The sequence below is a fragment of the Streptomyces sp. NPDC001714 genome (genome assembly GCF_042892755.1).
Classification (GTDB): Bacteria; Actinomycetota; Actinomycetes; order Streptomycetales; family Streptomycetaceae; genus Streptomyces.
The window spans coordinates 52,228-67,774 of sequence record NZ_JBIAUL010000007.1 but is presented as its reverse complement, the minus strand read 5'-3'; the positions used below and the strand labels follow the sequence as shown (position 1 = coordinate 67,774).

Annotated in this window: 12 protein-coding genes and 3 pseudogenes; 7 read left to right on the top strand and 8 right to left on the bottom strand. The window is 72.9% G+C overall.

Annotation, left to right across the window (positions count from 1 at the left end; all coding sequences use genetic code 11):
- Positions 1 to 3,081, bottom strand: a complete 3,081-nt coding sequence (locus ACFY0P_RS19690; protein ID WP_388914302.1) for an NACHT domain-containing protein — start codon at positions 3,079 to 3,081, stop codon at positions 1 to 3.
- A 307-nt stretch (positions 3,082 to 3,388) separates the two neighbouring features.
- Here ACFY0P_RS19690 and ACFY0P_RS19685 point away from each other — a divergent pair.
- A pseudogene (locus tag ACFY0P_RS19685) lies at positions 3,389 to 4,707 on the top strand (lysine N(6)-hydroxylase/L-ornithine N(5)-oxygenase family protein).
- Positions 4,708 to 4,815: 108 nt separating this feature from the next.
- On the opposite strand, the gene ACFY0P_RS19680 reads toward ACFY0P_RS19685, so the two are convergent.
- Complete coding sequence (locus ACFY0P_RS19680) at positions 4,816 to 6,333, bottom strand: amidohydrolase (protein ID WP_388914299.1); 1,518 nt, start codon at positions 6,331 to 6,333, stop codon at positions 4,816 to 4,818.
- A 233-nt stretch (positions 6,334 to 6,566) separates the two neighbouring features.
- Between ACFY0P_RS19680 and ACFY0P_RS19675 the strand changes: the two genes are divergently transcribed.
- Positions 6,567 to 7,703, top strand: a complete 1,137-nt coding sequence (locus tag ACFY0P_RS19675; protein ID WP_388914296.1) for a lactonase family protein — start codon at positions 6,567 to 6,569, stop codon at positions 7,701 to 7,703.
- Positions 7,704 to 7,738: 35 nt separating this feature from the next.
- Here ACFY0P_RS19675 and ACFY0P_RS19670 read toward each other — a convergent pair whose 3' ends face one another.
- Positions 7,739 to 7,972: a hypothetical protein gene (locus ACFY0P_RS19670; protein ID WP_388914293.1), complete on the bottom strand. Its 234-nt coding sequence runs from the start codon at positions 7,970 to 7,972 to the stop codon at positions 7,739 to 7,741.
- Positions 7,969 to 8,667: an RNA polymerase sigma factor gene (locus tag ACFY0P_RS19665; protein ID WP_388914290.1), complete on the bottom strand. Its 699-nt coding sequence runs from the start codon at positions 8,665 to 8,667 to the stop codon at positions 7,969 to 7,971. The genes ACFY0P_RS19670 and ACFY0P_RS19665 overlap by 4 nt, the downstream gene beginning before the upstream one ends.
- Between ACFY0P_RS19665 and ACFY0P_RS19660 the strand changes: the two genes are divergently transcribed.
- Positions 8,666 to 8,803 (top strand): hypothetical protein, encoded by a 138-nt coding sequence (locus ACFY0P_RS19660; RefSeq protein ID WP_388914287.1) that lies wholly within the window; start codon positions 8,666 to 8,668, stop codon positions 8,801 to 8,803. The two genes, ACFY0P_RS19665 and ACFY0P_RS19660, sit on opposite strands and share 2 nt — an antisense overlap.
- 216 nt (positions 8,804 to 9,019) lie before the next feature.
- A complete protein-coding gene (locus ACFY0P_RS19655; RefSeq protein WP_388914284.1) occupies positions 9,020 to 9,919 on the top strand; it encodes a LysR family transcriptional regulator in 900 nt (299 codons plus the stop codon).
- Between the two features lie 89 nt (positions 9,920 to 10,008).
- On the opposite strand, the gene ACFY0P_RS19650 is transcribed toward ACFY0P_RS19655, so the two are convergent.
- Complete coding sequence (locus ACFY0P_RS19650; RefSeq protein ID WP_388914281.1) at positions 10,009 to 10,761, bottom strand: SDR family NAD(P)-dependent oxidoreductase; 753 nt, start codon at positions 10,759 to 10,761, stop codon at positions 10,009 to 10,011.
- A gap of 365 nt (positions 10,762 to 11,126) precedes the next feature.
- Here ACFY0P_RS19650 and ACFY0P_RS19645 point away from each other — a divergent pair, with 365 nt between their 5' ends.
- A complete protein-coding gene (locus ACFY0P_RS19645; protein WP_388914278.1) occupies positions 11,127 to 12,623 on the top strand; it encodes a dihydrolipoyl dehydrogenase family protein in 1,497 nt (498 codons plus the stop codon).
- Between the two features lie 241 nt (positions 12,624 to 12,864).
- On the opposite strand, the pseudogene ACFY0P_RS19640 reads toward ACFY0P_RS19645, so the two are convergent.
- The 3 genes and pseudogenes from ACFY0P_RS19640 to ACFY0P_RS19630 all read right to left on the bottom strand — a co-directional run.
- Positions 12,865 to 13,056, bottom strand: a pseudogene (locus tag ACFY0P_RS19640) (TetR family transcriptional regulator); the annotation flags it as partial.
- A gap of 207 nt (positions 13,057 to 13,263) precedes the next feature.
- On the bottom strand, positions 13,264 to 14,097 hold the full coding sequence (locus ACFY0P_RS19635) for an isocitrate lyase/phosphoenolpyruvate mutase family protein (RefSeq protein ID WP_388914275.1): 834 nt from the start codon (positions 14,095 to 14,097) through the stop codon (positions 13,264 to 13,266).
- A 30-nt stretch (positions 14,098 to 14,127) separates the two neighbouring features.
- Positions 14,128 to 14,253: pseudogene (locus tag ACFY0P_RS19630) on the bottom strand (4-hydroxy-2-oxovalerate aldolase); the annotation flags it as partial.
- Between the two features lie 118 nt (positions 14,254 to 14,371).
- On the opposite strand from ACFY0P_RS19630, the gene ACFY0P_RS19625 reads away from it, so the two are divergent.
- Together ACFY0P_RS19625 and ACFY0P_RS19620 are read left to right on the top strand one after the other, a co-directional pair.
- The gene (locus tag ACFY0P_RS19625; RefSeq protein ID WP_388914272.1) at positions 14,372 to 14,923 is read left to right on the top strand and encodes a histidine phosphatase family protein; all 552 of its coding nucleotides are present in this window, start codon (positions 14,372 to 14,374) and stop codon (positions 14,921 to 14,923) included.
- 80 nt (positions 14,924 to 15,003) lie between these two features.
- Positions 15,004 to 15,363 (top strand): DUF6204 family protein, encoded by a 360-nt coding sequence (locus tag ACFY0P_RS19620; protein WP_388914270.1) that lies wholly within the window; start codon positions 15,004 to 15,006, stop codon positions 15,361 to 15,363.
- The last annotated feature ends 184 nt before the right edge of the window (positions 15,364 to 15,547 follow it).

The following is a 15,547-nucleotide window of genomic DNA, read 5'->3' as shown; positions in this document are numbered from 1 at the left end:
CTATGAAGTCCCCAGCAGAATCATTTCGTTCGGAGTCCGCACTCCCGTACGTCTCTCCTCCAGCAGCGTCACGCCGTTCGCGAGGTCGACGAAAAGGTGACGGGCGCGCGCCGCGCCCCGGGCGGCGGCTTCCGCCGCCAGGCAGAGGGCCGCGATGCGCAGGCGGCTTGCGCCATACGGAGCGATCCCGTTGCGGCTTTCCCATGCCGACGCCGTCGCTTCGACGAACGAGGGAAGGACGGCACGGGCCCAGGTGCCCGGCGGCACCTCCGAGGCCCCTTGGAGACGGAGCTGGAGGAGACTGCCGGCCTCCTGAGCCATGGCCGGCAGTTCGCTCAACGGCACGGTTCGAGGCTGGAATTCGACGCAGGTCTCGTCAATGAACTTCCGAGCGAACTCGGTGAACCAGGAATCCGCGTCGGCGTCCACGCGGAGTACATGCGTCATCGAGGACGACAAGGCGGTCCCCATCGCGTGCTCCAGTGCACGATCGAAAACGTGATCGCCTGCAAGCTCCCGGCCGGCCACCACGCCGGGCGGGAGTACGAGGTCAAGGACGTCGGCTTGAGCGCCGTCGCCCCGGGCTTCCAGAGCCGATACCAACCGGCGTTCGAGGGCGGCAGCGATTCCACCGGCCCGGTCGCGCCGCCTCGCGCGGCGGATGCTGTCGCCGAGGTCCTCAGCCAGGGCGAACGTGGCGGTGAGCTGCTCACGCCCGTCGGGATCCAGCGCGACCGCGTGCCGGAGCGTCCGGACGAGGTCATGCGTGTGATCAAGCGCGTCGTCGGCGGCAACACCTGGTGTACGGACAAGGCCAAGGGTGTGCGACAGCACACGGAGGGAGACGAGCCCCCGCGTCAGAAGCAGGCGGACGAGGGTCGTGCGTGCGCGCCTCACGTCCTCGCCGACGTGGCGCCTCAGGGTGGCCGAATCCATCGCGTAAGGGTGCGGACTGCCCGGGACGGGCCACAGGTGCGGTCGTTCCGGGTCCCGGTCCGACATCAGCCAGAAGCTGCGGGAGGCGGCGCCGTGCCGGCCGAAGGTGAGGGTGCGCAGGACGGCGGGGTCCTGCACTTCCCGGTCTGTCGGGAGACGGTAACCCGGGCTGTCGCTCGTGATGCCGTTGAGCCAGCCGACGAAGGCGACCGCCTCCGCGGCCCGCACGCCCATGACCGGCCGTTCCGCGTCTCCCCGATCAGTGGGCGTTGCACCCGTGGCTCCGTCGGCACCCGGCCGGTCAGGGGGCGGGACGTCGCAGTCCAGCCGGAAGAGCCGGTAGAGGCCGCGCGTCACCGGGCGGACACAGATGTTGCCGCCCGCCTGGGTCCGCACCAGCTGACGCAGCTGACGCGTCGCCATCACACTGGCCATCAGACGCAGCCGGTCGCGGTCGGTGCCAGGACCGAGCGCCGACGCAAGGAGCCGGTCAAGGCGTTCACGTAGTTCCGGGGCGAGATGACAGCCCTGTTCCGCGCAGTCGAAGGCCAGGGACAGCGCGGTGACGCTGCCTGAGCCGAGGCACGCCTCGACGACGGCGTCAGCGTCCGATCCGATCACGTACAGGAGGGTGGACTCACGCCACCACACGTCGTCGACGGTTCCGGCGAGCAACCCGGAGCCTCCCACGTCATGAAGGTGCGCGGCGGCAAGATATTCCTGGAAGGTGTGGTGCGCGAAGGAGTACTGACCGCTTTCACGTTCCACCAGCAGCCCGCTCGATCCCACTTCGGCCAGGAATTCCGCTGCGGTCTGGGACGTGGTCATCCGGCGCAACATCGGTTCGATCTCCGCGAGAACCAGCGAGCGGGGCAGGTCGCGTACACGTAGGTCCATCATCGAGAACGCGAGGCGGCGGAGCAGGATCTCTTTCTGTTCGCCGCGAAGTTCACTGCCGATACGCTTGAACTCCTGCCTGCGCCAGAGAATGACCTGACAGATTTCGTCGTACAGCTGGGCCCGGCTGCCGGGCAGCGCGCCTCGACAGAAATGAACGTTGGCGATCATCGTCAGCAGCAGTGGGTTGATCGTCAGGTCGAGCAGGGAGGGGGCGTTGTGCAAGCGTGCGAGAAGATCGTCTGCCGCCGACTGCGCCTCGCGCCGGACATCCGGCTCCTCCCTCTCCGGGAAGTGCCGTAGGACCGCGAAATACCAGCTGCGGACGAACTTCGTCACCTGGTCGTCCGTGAGACTGCGTACTTGGAGGACAGCCGCCCCGTTGACGGGGGCGGCGAGGTAGCCCTGCGGACGGGAGGTGACGACGAAATCGTTCGCCGGGTACTGGGCGACCTGACGCTCCACCCAGGCGGCCATCACCAGCCGGTCCTCTTCCTTCGCCACTTCGTCCAGTCCGTCGAGCAGCACGACGCAGTCGCCGTCCCGGAGCCTCTGCTCGAACCAGCCGGTGGGCTCGTCCACCCCGCGTTCCAGCGTCGTCCTCACCAGATCGGCCAGGGTCACCGTTGCGGAGGCGAGCACCGCGGACACGTGATCGCGCAGGAACAGCAGGATGGGGACCGGGCGGCGGCGGCCTCGGGGTGCCTGACAGATCTGCCGGGCCGTCCGCCGGACAAGGGTGGTCTTGCCGCTGCCCGGAGCCCCCACTATCGCCAGGACCACGGGGCGATCACTGTCGAGGAACTCGTCCAGTCCGAGGCGGGCGGTCGCGTCCTGGGGAAAGCGGGCGAGGAAACTCTGCTCGACCCGTTCTGGGAGTTGACGGGCAAGCTTGAGGTCGATGTACACCTCGTCCAGTTCGGGGGCGTAGTAGCCCGGCGTCTTCAAGTCCTTGAGATAGACGAACCGCAGGCTGCCCAGCAGCGCGGCCCGGTAGCGGCGGGGAAATCGGGAGAGGCGCTGCCACAGCGCGTGATCGACCCGCTCGACGAGCCGATGCTGCCAGCGTTTCGCCACCTCCCGTGCGATCCCCCAGACGAACGCCGCCAACCCGAGCACGCCCTCGTAGACCAGGAGGAGAACTGCCGCGATCAGGGGATGGTTCGTCACCAGGTCCCGCCACAACCCGGCGACCACGGCAGGCGGCAGTACCGCAGCGATGATCAGCCCGACTATCTTGCCCGGCATAGGCCCACAACTCTCAGGGACGATGCAGCTGTTGGAGCGCGTGCTCGGCATGTGACCGAGCCGTATGCGGAAATTGCCCACGGCAAGCCGGCCGTCACCCGCTCAGCGGGTTAGCACATTCGTGCGCAGCGACGTCCCGGCGACCTCCGACTGTTCCGGAGCCCTGCCCGCCGGGAAACGCCGGGGCGCGGTGGCGGTCACCTCCGGCATGTGCTCGGGACGTGTCGCCGGTGCCGGCAGGGCCCGGTGTCCTCGGTTCGGAGCCGGTCGGGTCTGCCGGACCGTCCGCTTCCGACAATCACCGGTCATGGGTTCCGACGTCCTCCACGACATCATCGGAATCGGTTTCGGTCCGTCAAATCTCGCTCTCTCCGTAGCGGTTGGGGAGCACAACGCGGGTCTCGCGGCAGACGGCCGTCTCAACGCCCTGTTCCTGGAACGGCAGCCGCGGTTCGGCTGGCACCGGGGCATGCTGATCGAAGACGCCACGATGCAGGTCTCCTTCCTCAAGGACCTCGTCACCCTGCGCAACCCGACCAGCGACTACAGCTTCCTCTGCCTCCTGCGCGAACAGGGCAGACTCATCGACTTCCTGAACCAGAAGACCTTCTTCCCGCTGCGGATGGAGTTCCACGAGCACTTCGAGTGGGCCGCGGCCCGGGTCGCGCACCCGGTGTCGTACGGCAGCGAGGTGATCGCCGTGGACCCGGTGCGCGACGACGACGGGCGGGTGACGTTCTTCGACGTCACCCGCCGTGCCACGGGCCGCCCGGGGACGACCGTGACCCACCGCACGCGCAACATCAGCGTGGCGATGGGCCTGGAGCCGCATGTGCCGCCGGGGCTGGAACTCGCCGAACGGGTCTGGCACACCAGCGAGTTGATTCCGCGGGCCGAGCAACTGGCCGCGACGGGCGCGCCGGTGCGGCGGGCGGTCGTGCTCGGCGCCGGGCAGAGCGCCGCCGAGACGGTGGACTACCTGCACCGCACGTTCCCGGACGCCGAGTTCTGCTCGGTCTTCGCCAAGTACGGCTACACGCCCGCGGACGACAGCCCGTTCGCCAACCGGATCTTCGACCCGGAGGCGGTCGACGTCTACTTCTCCGCGCCGTCCGCGGTCAAGCAGTCCCTGCTGGACTACCACCGCTCCACCAACTACTCGGTCGTCGACGTGGACCTGATCGAGTCGCTGTACGCCACCACGTACCGGGAGAAGGTGGCGGGCCGGGAGCGGCTGCGCTTCCTCGACGTCTCCCGCGTCCGCGACGTCGTGCCCGGGGCGGGCGGCACCGGCGGCGGTCTCGACGTCACCGTGGAGTTCCTGCCCACCGGCGAACAGCAGACGCTGTCCGCCGACGTCCTGGTGCTCGCGACCGGCTACCCGCCCCGGACCTGACCGCGCTCATGGGCGACGCGGCCAAACTGTGCCTCGAGGACGACGGCGACGCGATCCGGGTCGGCCGGGACCACCGCGTCGAGACGGTGCCGGAGGTCGGGGCCGGCATCTACCTCCAGGGCGGGACCGAGCACACCCACGGGCTCACCAGCACCCTGCTGTCGACCGTGGCGGTCCGGGCGCAGGAGATCCACGGCTCCGTGCTGGCCGACCGGGCGACGGCGGCCTGACCCGCCCCGCCACCCCGCACTCCCGTGGCCCGGACGGTACGGTCCCGTCCGGGCCACGGGGCCCAACGCGCCCCGCGCACCGCCGACCGCCGCCTCGGACCGGCCGGGTCAGTACGGCCCGTGGGTCCAACGTCCGGCCGTCATGGTGGCGTGCACCGGCATCGCGCGGAGCGTGTCCGGGGCCGCCGTCAGGGGATCCACGTCCACGACCACCAGGTCCGCGGGGTCCCCGACCCTGATGAGCCGGCGTCCGCGGGCCGCCGCGGCCAGCGCGTCCCGGACCGGCAGGCACTGTTCCGGGTGCCAGGCGGGACGGTCGTCGTCGGTACGGGTGACGGCCGACGCGACGGCGAGCCAGGGGTCCAGCGGCGAGACGGGGGCGTCCGAGCCGAACTCCAGCCGTGCCCCGGCGGCCAGCAGGCCGGCGTAGGCGAAGGCGCGTGAGGTGCGTCCGGCCCAGTACCGGTCGGCCACGTCCCGGTCGTCCGTCGCGTGCCGGGGCTGCACCCCGGCCGTGACGTCCAACTCGGCGAAGCGCGGGAGGTCCTCGGGGCCGAGCAGCTGCGCGTGCTCGATCCGGCCGCGGCAGCGCACGGCCTCGAAGGCGTCCAGGGCCACGGTGTTGGCCCGGTCGCCGATGGCGTGCACCGCAGGTTCGATGCCGTGGGCGGCGGCCCGGCGCATGAGCCGTACCAGCTCGTCCGGTGCCGTCTGCTCGATGCCGTGCGCGCCGTCCGTGCCCTCGAGACCCGGGTAGGGATCGCGGCACAGCGCGGTACGGGTGTTGAGCGAGCCGTCCGTGAAGAGCTTGAGCGGGCCGACCCGTACCAGTCCGTCGGACGCGCCGATACGGGACCCGGTGCGCAGCCCGCGCGCCACGGCCGCGTCCAGGTGGCTCGGGTAGACGGCGGCCGACACCCGTACGGCCGGCGGAGCCTGTGCCGAGCGCCGCTCCCAGGCGCCCACGGTGTCGCCGTACTGGAAGTCGACGACCCCGGTGACCCCGCGTGCGGCGGCGGCCCGGCAGGCGTCGGCGACCCAGGCGTCCAGCGTCCCGTCCGGCACCTCGGGCAGGGCCGACAGGACCTCGTGCCCCTCCGCCTCCCGGACCAGTCCGGTCGGGTGGTCGCCGCGGCCGACCAGCGCCAGGCAGGGGGAGTTCAGCCACACGGCGTGCAGATCGGCGCTGACCAGGGCGACCGGGCGGTCCGGCAGGGCGGCGTCGAGGAGCCGCTTGTCCGGGGCGTCGGGCCAGAGCCCGTCCCGGAAGCCGTATCCGAACAGGACCGTTCCCACGCCGGGTGCCGTACGTCCGTGTGCGCGCACCCGGTCGGCCACCTCCCGCGCGGAGGCGGTCCCGGAGAGGTCGAGGCGGCGCCGCGCGCTCGCCCACTCGGCAAGGTGGACATGGGCGTCCCACAGGCCGGGCAACAGGATGCGCCCGTCCAGATCGACGACCTGCTCACCCGCGACGGCTGCGGCGGACCCCGCGGTGTCCTGCGCCGGGACGACATGGGTGACCCGGCCGTCCGCCACCCGCACCCCGACCAGCGGTCCGCCCGCCCCCAACCGCACCCGGCCGAGCGTCAGCACCGGCCTGCGCGGTGTGCCTGCGACCTCCGTCATCGAGCCTCCGTCCGCCCTCGAAACCGACGACCAAACAAACTTAGGATTACCTTACTCGGCCTTGATCGGTGCCGGCTGCTCCTGGGCCCGCCGAGTTCTTACGGAGATCTTTCGTGACCGCCGGGCGAGGAAAGGACCGCGCCGCCGGCGACGCAGATCCGGTGTGAGACCGAACCGGGTCCCACCTCACCGCCGGCGGCCGCTGCCGCCACGTCGACAGGAGCACAAGGGAAATGACGATGGGTAAGAAGCCGAAGGCCGCCGCGACGGTCGCCGTGATCATCGCCGGCGCCGCGTCTCTCGCACTGAGCACCGGTCCCGCGTCGGCGTACTCCGGCGGTACCCACGATGCCGTGTTCGTCCAGACCGACGGGGTGAACGGCAACGCCGTGGTGGCCTACGGCCGCACCGCGGACGGAACGCTGCACCAGAGCGGGGTGTACCGGACCGGCGGGCTGGGCGGAGTCCTCGACGGCTCGGCGGTCGACCACCTCGCCTCGCAGGGATCGCTGACGTACGACAGGGCGCACGGCCTGCTCTACGCCGTGAACGCCGGCAGCGACACGGTCACGGTGTTCGCGGTGCGCGGTGACAAGCTGATCCGTCGTCAGATCATGTCGTCGGGAGGCGAGTTCCCGGTCGGCATGGCCGTCCACGGCGACCTGGTGTACGTGCTCAACGCGCTGGGCGGCGGTTCCGTGCAGGGCTTCCGGAACGTGCACGGCTCGCTGGTGGAGGTGCCCGCCTGGCACCGCTCCCTCGGCCTGGACCCGGCCGCCACACCCCAGTTCACCCACACGCCCGGACAGCTCGCCTTCACTCCGGACGGCAGCGCGCTGGTGGTGACCACGAAGGCCGGCGCCAACACCATAGACGTCTTCCCGGTGGGCCGGTCCGGCATCGCGGCCCGTCCCGTGGTCACCGCCACCCCCGGCGCGGTGCCCTTCGGCTTCACCTTCGACGCCCGCGGGCGTCTGGTGGTGACCGAGGCGGGAACCAACTCGGTCGCCACGTTCCGGGTCGGTGCGGACCTGCGGCTGACCAAGGTCTCCGAGGTGGCGACCGGGCAGGCGGCGACCTGCTGGATCGCCCGCGACGGCGCGCACGTCTACGCCTCCAACGCGGGCAGCGGCACCCTGTCCGGCCTGCGCGTCGGCGCGGACGGCGCGCTCCGGGCCGTCGGCACCACCCCGACCGGCGCCGGGACGGTGGACTCCGACGTCTCCTCGGACGGCCGCTTCCTGTACGTGCAGACGGGCAAGGAGGGCGGCGTCGACGAGTTCCGCGTCGACCGCGACGGCTCCCTGGCCCGGGTGGGTTCGGTCGTCGTCCCCGACGCCGTCGGCGGTGAGGGCATCGCCGCCTCCTGACGGCAGGCTGCTCGCCGGCGTGCCCGGGGCCCGCTTCAGGTCTCCAGGACGGCGGCGAGCAGCCCCCGGTAGTCCTCGTCGCAGGGACCGCAGGCCCGCAGGTGCGCGGCGACTCCCGGCCAGTGCCGCTCGGGATCGTCTCCGGCGGCCCTGAGGTCCGCGTACACGTGGAGCAGGCGCAGGGCCTCCTCGCATCCCACGTCCCTCGGGTCCGTGGTCAGGAACCGCTCCAGCGACGCCCGTACGGAGAGCCGGTCCGGGTTCGTCATGACCGCCTCCCGGGGATCACGTCCAGGTAGCCGTGGGCCACGAGATGGTCGCGCAGCCTGCGCCGGGCGTCGAACATCGTCTTGTAGACGGCGTTCCGGCTGCTCCCCAGTTCCAGGACCAGCGCGTCCAGCGGTACGGCGTCCAGGACCAGCGCCACGAAGACCCTGCGCTGATGGCGGGTCAGCACCTCGTCCGCCGCCGCGCGCACGGCGGCGGCCAGGGCGCGTGCCTCGGACGACTCCGCGGGGCCGGCGCCGAGCCGGTCGGGCAGCCGGTCCCAGTCCTCACCGTCGAGTTCCACCCGCTGGGTGCTCCAGAAGTGACGGCCGATCTTCGCCGACACCTCGAGGACGACGAACCGGTAGGCCCAGGTGGTGAAGCGGCTCTCGCCCCGGAACTCATCGATCTTCCGGGTGATGGCGAGGAGGGCGTCCGCGGCGGCCTGGTGGGCGAGGTCGTCGACCTCGGGACCGTCGAAACCGTACCGGGAACGCCGCCTGGCCAGTTCGCGCTTGGCGATCCGCAGCAGATCGCCGTGCAGCCGGGCGCATGCCGCTTCGTAGGCCGCGCCGGTCGACGACAGTTCCCGCACCCAGGAGGCCGAGACGGGATCGAGGTCACGCGCACCGTCGGCAGGCGTCACGGCCGCGGTCCGCACGGGCTCGCCCTGTTCGTGTCCGACCACCGCCGCCATGCGCCCCATCGTAGACGCGCCGACTCCGCGCCGGGGCCGCAGTGTCTCCACCGGCAGGGTGTGGGAGAACTCGGCCATCCGCCTCGGCGGAGTGGTCGGAGACGCCCACGTGCCGTCGGCGGCGACCGGCCGTTGAGCAGGCCGATGACACCGCCGACGGCGAACAGGGCACTGCCGGCCGGGGCGATGGCGGGACGGCGGGACGGCGGGACGGCGGGGCAGCGGGACGGCGGGGCAGCGGGGCGGCGGGATGGATGAGCACAGATGCGCACTGTCTCCGGAGGGGCTGGACCGCCCGCGTTTCGGCCGCCCACGGCGTGACTCCGGTCGGCGGCCGTGATGGCATGTGGGCATGGAGTTGCGGGAGTTGCGGGCGTTCGTGGCGGTGGCGGAGGAGGGCGGGCTGTCGGCCGCCGCCCGGCGGTTGCATGTGAGCCAGCCCGCACTGTCCCAGACGATCAGCGGGCTGGAACGGCAGCTGGGGGTACGGCTGCTGGTGCGCGGGAGCAGCGGGGCGAAGGCCACCGAGGCCGGGACCGCGCTGCTGGGCGAGGCACGGGCGGTGCTCGCCCGGCACGACCAGGCGCTGCGGGTGATGGCGGGGTACGCCGGTCCGGGTGGCGGGGCGCTGCGCATCGGGATCCCCCTGGAGCTGCCGTCCGGACTGCTCGACCCGGCGCTGGCGGAAGTCGCCGAGGCCCATCCGGAGACCCGGGTGCAGGCCCGGCACCTGTCCACGGCGGAGCAGCTGGCCGCGCTGCGGGCCGGTGAGCTCGACGTCGGCTTTCTGCGGGAACGGCCGTCCGGGCCGGAGTTCGACGCGCTGCTCGTCGTACGGGAGAAGCTCGGCGTGCTGGTCGCCGCCGAGCAGGCCGCCGAGCTGGCCGGGCCCGACGGCATCCCGCTCGACGCGCTCGGGAATCTGCAGTGGGTCGGGTTTCCGCGCACCGGCAGTCCCGCCTGGTACGACGAGCTGACCGCGGTCCTACGCGGCCACGGTCTGGATCTCGGCCCCGAGGCCCCCGAGGGGCAGGCGCTGATCGCCGACGTGAAACTGGCCGCGGTCGCCTCCGGGCAGGCCTTCGCCCTGGCCCCGGCGGGCTGGCAGCAGCCGCTCCCCGCCCATGTGACCTGGTCACCGCTGGTCGGCCGGCCGCTGGTGCGGCGCACCTGGGTGGTGTGGCCGGCCGACTCCCGGCGCCGGGACCTGGGCCGGTTCATCGCCGCGCTGGACCGGTCGGTGCGGGAGTAGTACGGGGCCGCCCGGCCCACGGGCGGAGAGCCCACCGCGCGGGTGCGGGCGCCGGCGAGGTTCGTCGGCGCCCGCGCCCGCCGTGTGCGTCAGACGGCCGTACGGCCACCGTCGACCGGCAGGATCGCGCCCTGGACGAAGCTCGACGCATCGCTCACCAGGTAGGCGATCGCCTCGGCGATCTCGCGCGCCTCGCCGGGCCGGCCTGCGGGTGCCTGCGCGGCCAGGGCGTCCAGGTCGTCACCCATGGCGGCCGTGCCCTCGGTGCGGGTGGGACCGGGCTCCACGGCGTTGACCCGCACCCCCTGCGGACCGAACTCGGCGGCCCAGGACTTGGTCAGCAGGTTGACCGCGGCCTTGCTCGACGCGTACAGCGCCATCCCCGCCACGCCGTACTCGGCGACCATGGTGCTGACGTTGACAATGGCGCCCTGTCCGCGCTCGGCCATGGCCGGGGCGAGCTCGCCCACCAGGTAGAACGGCGCCTTCACGTTCAGGTCGTAGACGGTGTCCACCTGGTCGGCGGGCGTCTGCGCCGTCGGCCCGAACGGGAAGACGCCGGCGTTGTTGACGAGGATGTCGACGCGGCCGCCGCCCAGCGCGGTGGCCTCGCGGGCCAGGCGCCGCGCCGCGTCGGCGTCCCGCAGGTCGGCCGCCAGGAAGTCCGCCTTGCCGCCGCGCTCCCGGACGGCGCCGACCACCTGCTCACCGCGGTCCGCGTCGCGCCCCGCGACCAGGACGTGCGCGCCGCGCTCGGCGAGCAGCGTCGCGGTCGCGGCGCCGATACCGCTGGTCGCGCCGGTCAGCAGGGCCACGCGTCCGGTCAGATCAGCAGAACTCATGAGGGGTCCCTAAAGTGTGGAAAGTGGGGCGAATCCATCGTCCCGCCGCCTCGTCCGTGAGGCGACGGGAGTCCACAGCGGCAGCGGCGCTCCCGGGATTCCGTTGTCCTCATCGGCGGATCCGATGCCCCCCATAAGCGCCCCGCCCGGAGTCCGGTCCGGAGCACCGCCCACCCGGCACCGCCTCGTATCCGCCGGTCACGGCGGGGAGGCGGCCAGAGGCGGCGCTTAGGGCAGCTCTTCGCCGGGCGCATGGCCGTACCGCGACCGACCGCACACGTCCCGCGGTTGCACGACATGCAAGGCCCGGGTCCCCGGCGGCCCGAAGCCGTTCGGGCCGGCACCGATCGTCATGTGAGGCAGCAATGAGCGAAGCGAACACAGAACCGCACGCGGCACCGAACACAACCGGGGAAAGCAGCACGTACGACGTGATCGTCCTGGGTGCGGGACCGGTCGGGCAGAACGTCGCCGACCGGGCCCGGGCCGCCGGACTCTCCGTGGCCGTCGTGGAGCGCGAACTCGTCGGCGGAGAGTGCTCCTACTGGGCCTGCGTCCCCAGCAAGGCGCTGCTGCGGCCGGTCCTCGCGGTCGCCGACGCCCGCCGCGTGGACGGCGCCCGGCAGGCCGTCACCGGACGGCTCGACGACGCCGCCGTCTTCGCCCGCCGCAACCGTTACGTCACCGACTGGGACGACAGCGGGCAGGCGCTGTGGGTCAAGTCCATCGGCGCCGACCTCTTCCGCGGCCAGGGCCGGCTCGACGGGCCGCGCCGGGTCACCGTCGGCCGGGACGACGGCGCCCGGCAGACCCTCGTCGCCCGGCACGCGGTGGCCCTCGCCACCGGCAGCCGGCCCGCGCTGCCCGACATCCCGGGGATCCAGGAGGCCCGGCCCTGGACGAACCGGCACGGCACCGACTCCAGCACCGTGCCCGGCCGGCTCGCCGTGGTCGGCGGCGGCGGGGTCGGCGTGGAGTTGGCGACGCTGTGGCAGGGACTCGGGTCGCAGGTCACGCTGCTCGTCCGGCGGCGGCTGCTCCCTCGCATGGAGGCCTTCGCCGGGGAACTGGTCGCCCAGGGGCTGGCCGAGGCCGGCGCGGACGTGCGGATCGGCGTCCAGGTGACCGCGCTGCGCCGCCCGGACCCGGCGGGGCCGGTGACGCTCACACTCGACGGCGGCAGCGCACTGGAGGCCGACGAGGTCCTGTTCGCCACCGGGCGCACCCCCAACACCGACGACATCGGATTGGAGACCGTGGGTCTGACTCCCGGTTCCTGGCTGGACGTGGACACGACCTGCCTGGTCGACGGCGTCGAGGGGGCATGGCTGTACGGCCTCGGTGACGTCAACCACCGCGCGCTCCTCACCCACCAGGGCAAGTACCAGGCGCGGACGGCCGGTGACGCCATCGGCGCCCGGGCCGCCGGGCGGCCGCTGGACGACGGGGACTGGGGCGACCACGCCACGACCGCCGACCGGCACGCCGTCCCCCAGGTCTTCTTCACCGATCCGGAGGCGGGCGCGGTGGGCCTGTCCGCCGAGCAGGCGGCCGCCGCCGGGCACCGCGTCGAGACGGTCGACCTCGACCTGAACGCCGCCCAGGGCGCCAACCTCTACGCCGACGGCTACACCGGCCACGCCCGGCTGGTCGTCGACGTCGACCGGGACGTGCTGCTCGGGGTGACCATGGTCGGGTCCGGGGTCAGCGAGCTGCTGCACGCGGCCACCATCGCGGTCGCCGGCGAGGTCCCCCTGAAACGCCTCCGGCACGCCGTCGCACCGTTCCCCACGGTCAGCGAGATCTGGGTCTTCCTCGTCGCCGCATACCGACGGCAGCGGGAACAGGCGGACGCCGGCTGACTCCTCGCCGACCGACCAGGCGACCGCCCAGGGCCCGCCGCCGGAACGGGCAGTCGCCCAAGCGGGTCCGGCGAAGTGCGCTGCGGTTCGGCAGCGCCCCGAAGGGGCGCGGGGCTGTATCCATATGCGGCTCCGCCGCGTGGGCGCGACCAGCCACGACGGCGCCACAGACGAAAACGGCAGACGGCAGACGGCAGATGGCAGATGGCAGAGGCACATCGCGGCACCTCTCGCGGAGCGCTCAGCGCGGCCGCCCGGAGCCGACCACCGCCCGGACGGCCGTGCCGACCTGCTCGGCGACCGTCTCCGGGCTGGACGCGTCGAGCTTGCCGTCGAGGTGCGGGAACGCCAGGCCGTGGACCAGCGCCCACACCGCGGTCGCGAGGCCGTCCCGGGCCCCGCCGGGAAAGGCGTCCCGGACCAGGGTGTCGACGTCAGCTGCGCCGCATGGCCCACGGCGCCGAACCGAGGCTCTCCACCCGCCCGGTCTCCCACCCTCGTCTCCGAGCAACTGGTGGCGCGCTGCCAACTGCGCCGTTACCGGGGTTGCCGGAGGCGGCCGCACACCGCCGGCCTGCCCACCACTGACGGGACGGCCGACACGGACGGGCGGGCCGGATCCCTCCCGCCGCCGGGTTCGTCATCTGTGGAAGAGCTCGTTCAGGTCCGTCTGCGAGATCTGGTTCTCGGCGTAGGAGAAGGTCCCCCGCTCCGCCAGCTCTCGTGCCGCGGCGAGCAGTTGCGCGTACATCGCCCGGGCGATGCTGCCGCCCACGGTGACCCGGCGCACGCCGAGTTCGCGGAGGTCCGCCAGGGACAGGGCACTGCCGGTCAGGCCCATCACCACGTTCAGCGGGCCGTCGATCTCCCGCACCAGCGTGGCGATCGTCGCGGCGTCGGCCGCGCCCGGCACGAACGCGCAGTCGGCGCCCGCCGCGAGATACGCGTCGGCCCTCCGGACCGCCTCGTCGAGCGGGCCGCCGGTCAGCAGCACGTCGGTCCGGCCGACCAGGACGAACGGCTCGCCCGCCGCGTCGATCACCTCGCGCGCGGCGCGGATCCGGTCGGCCGCGAGCCCCGGCTCGTACAGCGGCCGGGAGCGGTCGCCCGTGAAGTCCTCGATGTTGCCGCCCGCGGCACCGGCCGCGAGCGTCGTCGCGATCGTCTCGGCCACGGTCCCGGGCGCCTCGCCGAACCCGTCCTCCAGGTCGGCGCTGACCGGGATGCGCACCTCGGCTGCGATCTCCCGGATCCGGCCCACCATCGTCGCGCGGTCGACCCGGCCACCGCCGTAGTCGTGGTCCGCGCGGCCCAGGGAGAAGGCGATGCCCGCGCTGGTGGTGGCCACGGCCGGGAAACCGGCCGACTCCAGGACGCGGGCGCTTCCCGCGTCCCAGGCGTTGGGGAGCAGGAAGCAGCCCTCTCGGTGCAACTCCACGAAGCGTGCGGCCCGTTCTCGGCGTTGAGTGTCCACGCCGAGCACTCTGTCAGCCGGCACCGACAATCAGGCGTCAGCGGCTCCGGCGAGGTCCAGGGCGATGTCGGTGATCATGTCCTCCTGCCCGGCGACCAGCTTGCGGCGGCCCACCTCGACCAGGATCGCCCGGGTGTCCAGGCCGTGCCGGCGGGCGGTGCGCGCGGAGGTGCAACCGGTGCCGGGGCGCAGGGTGCCGGACGGCGTACTGTCGTGCTCGTCCGGCACCCGCCGTCGCCGGCACCCGAAGGACGACCAAGGAGGAACTGCCCTCGTGACCTGCCGAGTCATCCTCATAGCCCCGGCTTTCACCCCCTCGCTGCGGCGGGCCCGCTTCGACGACGGCGACTCGATCGAGAAGCCCGAGGCGGTGTCGCTGTCCCTGCCGGCCGCGGGCGAGGAGGTCAGCTCCCCCAGCGTGCGCTGCCGGGAGACGGCGGCCGCGCTGGGTCTCGACGCCTCGGCGGAGCCCGAGCTGTCGGGCCTGGACGCGGGCCGCTGGCGGGGGCGGACGCTGGAGGAGGTCGGCACCGTCGAACCCGACGCGCTGCTCCAGTGGCTGACCGACCCGGAGGCCGCGCCCCACGGGGGTGAATCGGTACGGGAGTTGTGCGCGCGGGTCGCCGGCTGGCTGGACCGGACGGGCCTGACCATCGGCAGGACGATCGCCGTGGTGGAGCCGGAGGTGGTGCGCGCCATGGTGCTGCACGCGCTGGGGGCGCCCGAGGCCGCGTTCTGGCGCGTGGACGTCCCGCCGCTGTCGGCGACCGAGATCACGGGCGGGCCCGGGCGCTGGAACCTGCGGCTCGGCCAGGTCGGCGGGTAGACGTCCGGCGGCCGGGGATGTGCGGCGCGGCGCCGGAAATGCGGTGGAGCGGTGCGCCCCGTCCTGCCTAGGGTCGCGCCATGACCACCCGCACCTTCCGCGTCACCGTCCGCGGTGTCTTCGACGGCCTCACCTCCGAGCAGCGCGCCGAACTGCTCTCCCGGGCCGCCGAGCACGACGTGCTGCGCGCGGCCTTCACGCCCGAGGGCCACCTCAGTTACGACATCACCGCCCGCCCGGCCTTCACCTTCCGCTTCCAGGACACCGGGGAGGAAGAGGAGGACATCCTGGTGGCCACCGAGCGCGCCGAGGAGGCGGCCAGGGCGTGGCTCACCGAGCGCGGCTACGGCTACAAGAACCTCAGGTCCAGCGCGGAGGACCTCTCCCAGGCGCCCCTCGGCAAGCGGCAGCGCCGGGCCGCGGCTCGGCAGCAGGACTGACTCCGCCCTCGGGGAAACGGCCACGGCGGCCTGAAGTCGCCGTGGTTCAGGTCACGTCGGGATGTGGCCGGATTGTGGGGAGCCTGTGCCCCGGCCGTGGCATGCTCGGGGCCACACCGAGTTACCGGCCGGTTCTACTCAGCGGTAACCATGATCGGTACCTCTTCGTCACCCCCCACCCTCA

Coding starts and splice junctions, on each gene's coding strand:
- ACFY0P_RS19680 (WP_388914299.1), bottom strand. CDS start 6,333: ATGACGGAGGTCGCAGGCACACCGCGCAGGCCGGTGCTGACGCTCGGC.
- ACFY0P_RS19655 (WP_388914284.1), top strand. CDS start 9,020: ATGGAGTTGCGGGAGTTGCGGGCGTTCGTGGCGGTGGCGGAGGAGGGC.
- ACFY0P_RS19660 (WP_388914287.1), top strand. CDS start 8,666: ATGCGCCCCATCGTAGACGCGCCGACTCCGCGCCGGGGCCGCAGTGTC.
- ACFY0P_RS19665 (WP_388914290.1), bottom strand. CDS start 8,667: ATGGCGGCGGTGGTCGGACACGAACAGGGCGAGCCCGTGCGGACCGCG.
- ACFY0P_RS19645 (WP_388914278.1), top strand. CDS start 11,127: ATGAGCGAAGCGAACACAGAACCGCACGCGGCACCGAACACAACCGGG.
- ACFY0P_RS19690 (WP_388914302.1), bottom strand. CDS start 3,081: ATGCCGGGCAAGATAGTCGGGCTGATCATCGCTGCGGTACTGCCGCCT.
- ACFY0P_RS19620 (WP_388914270.1), top strand. CDS start 15,004: ATGACCACCCGCACCTTCCGCGTCACCGTCCGCGGTGTCTTCGACGGC.
- ACFY0P_RS19675 (WP_388914296.1), top strand. CDS start 6,567: ATGACGATGGGTAAGAAGCCGAAGGCCGCCGCGACGGTCGCCGTGATC.
- ACFY0P_RS19670 (WP_388914293.1), bottom strand. CDS start 7,972: ATGACGAACCCGGACCGGCTCTCCGTACGGGCGTCGCTGGAGCGGTTC.
- ACFY0P_RS19650 (WP_388914281.1), bottom strand. CDS start 10,761: ATGAGTTCTGCTGATCTGACCGGACGCGTGGCCCTGCTGACCGGCGCG.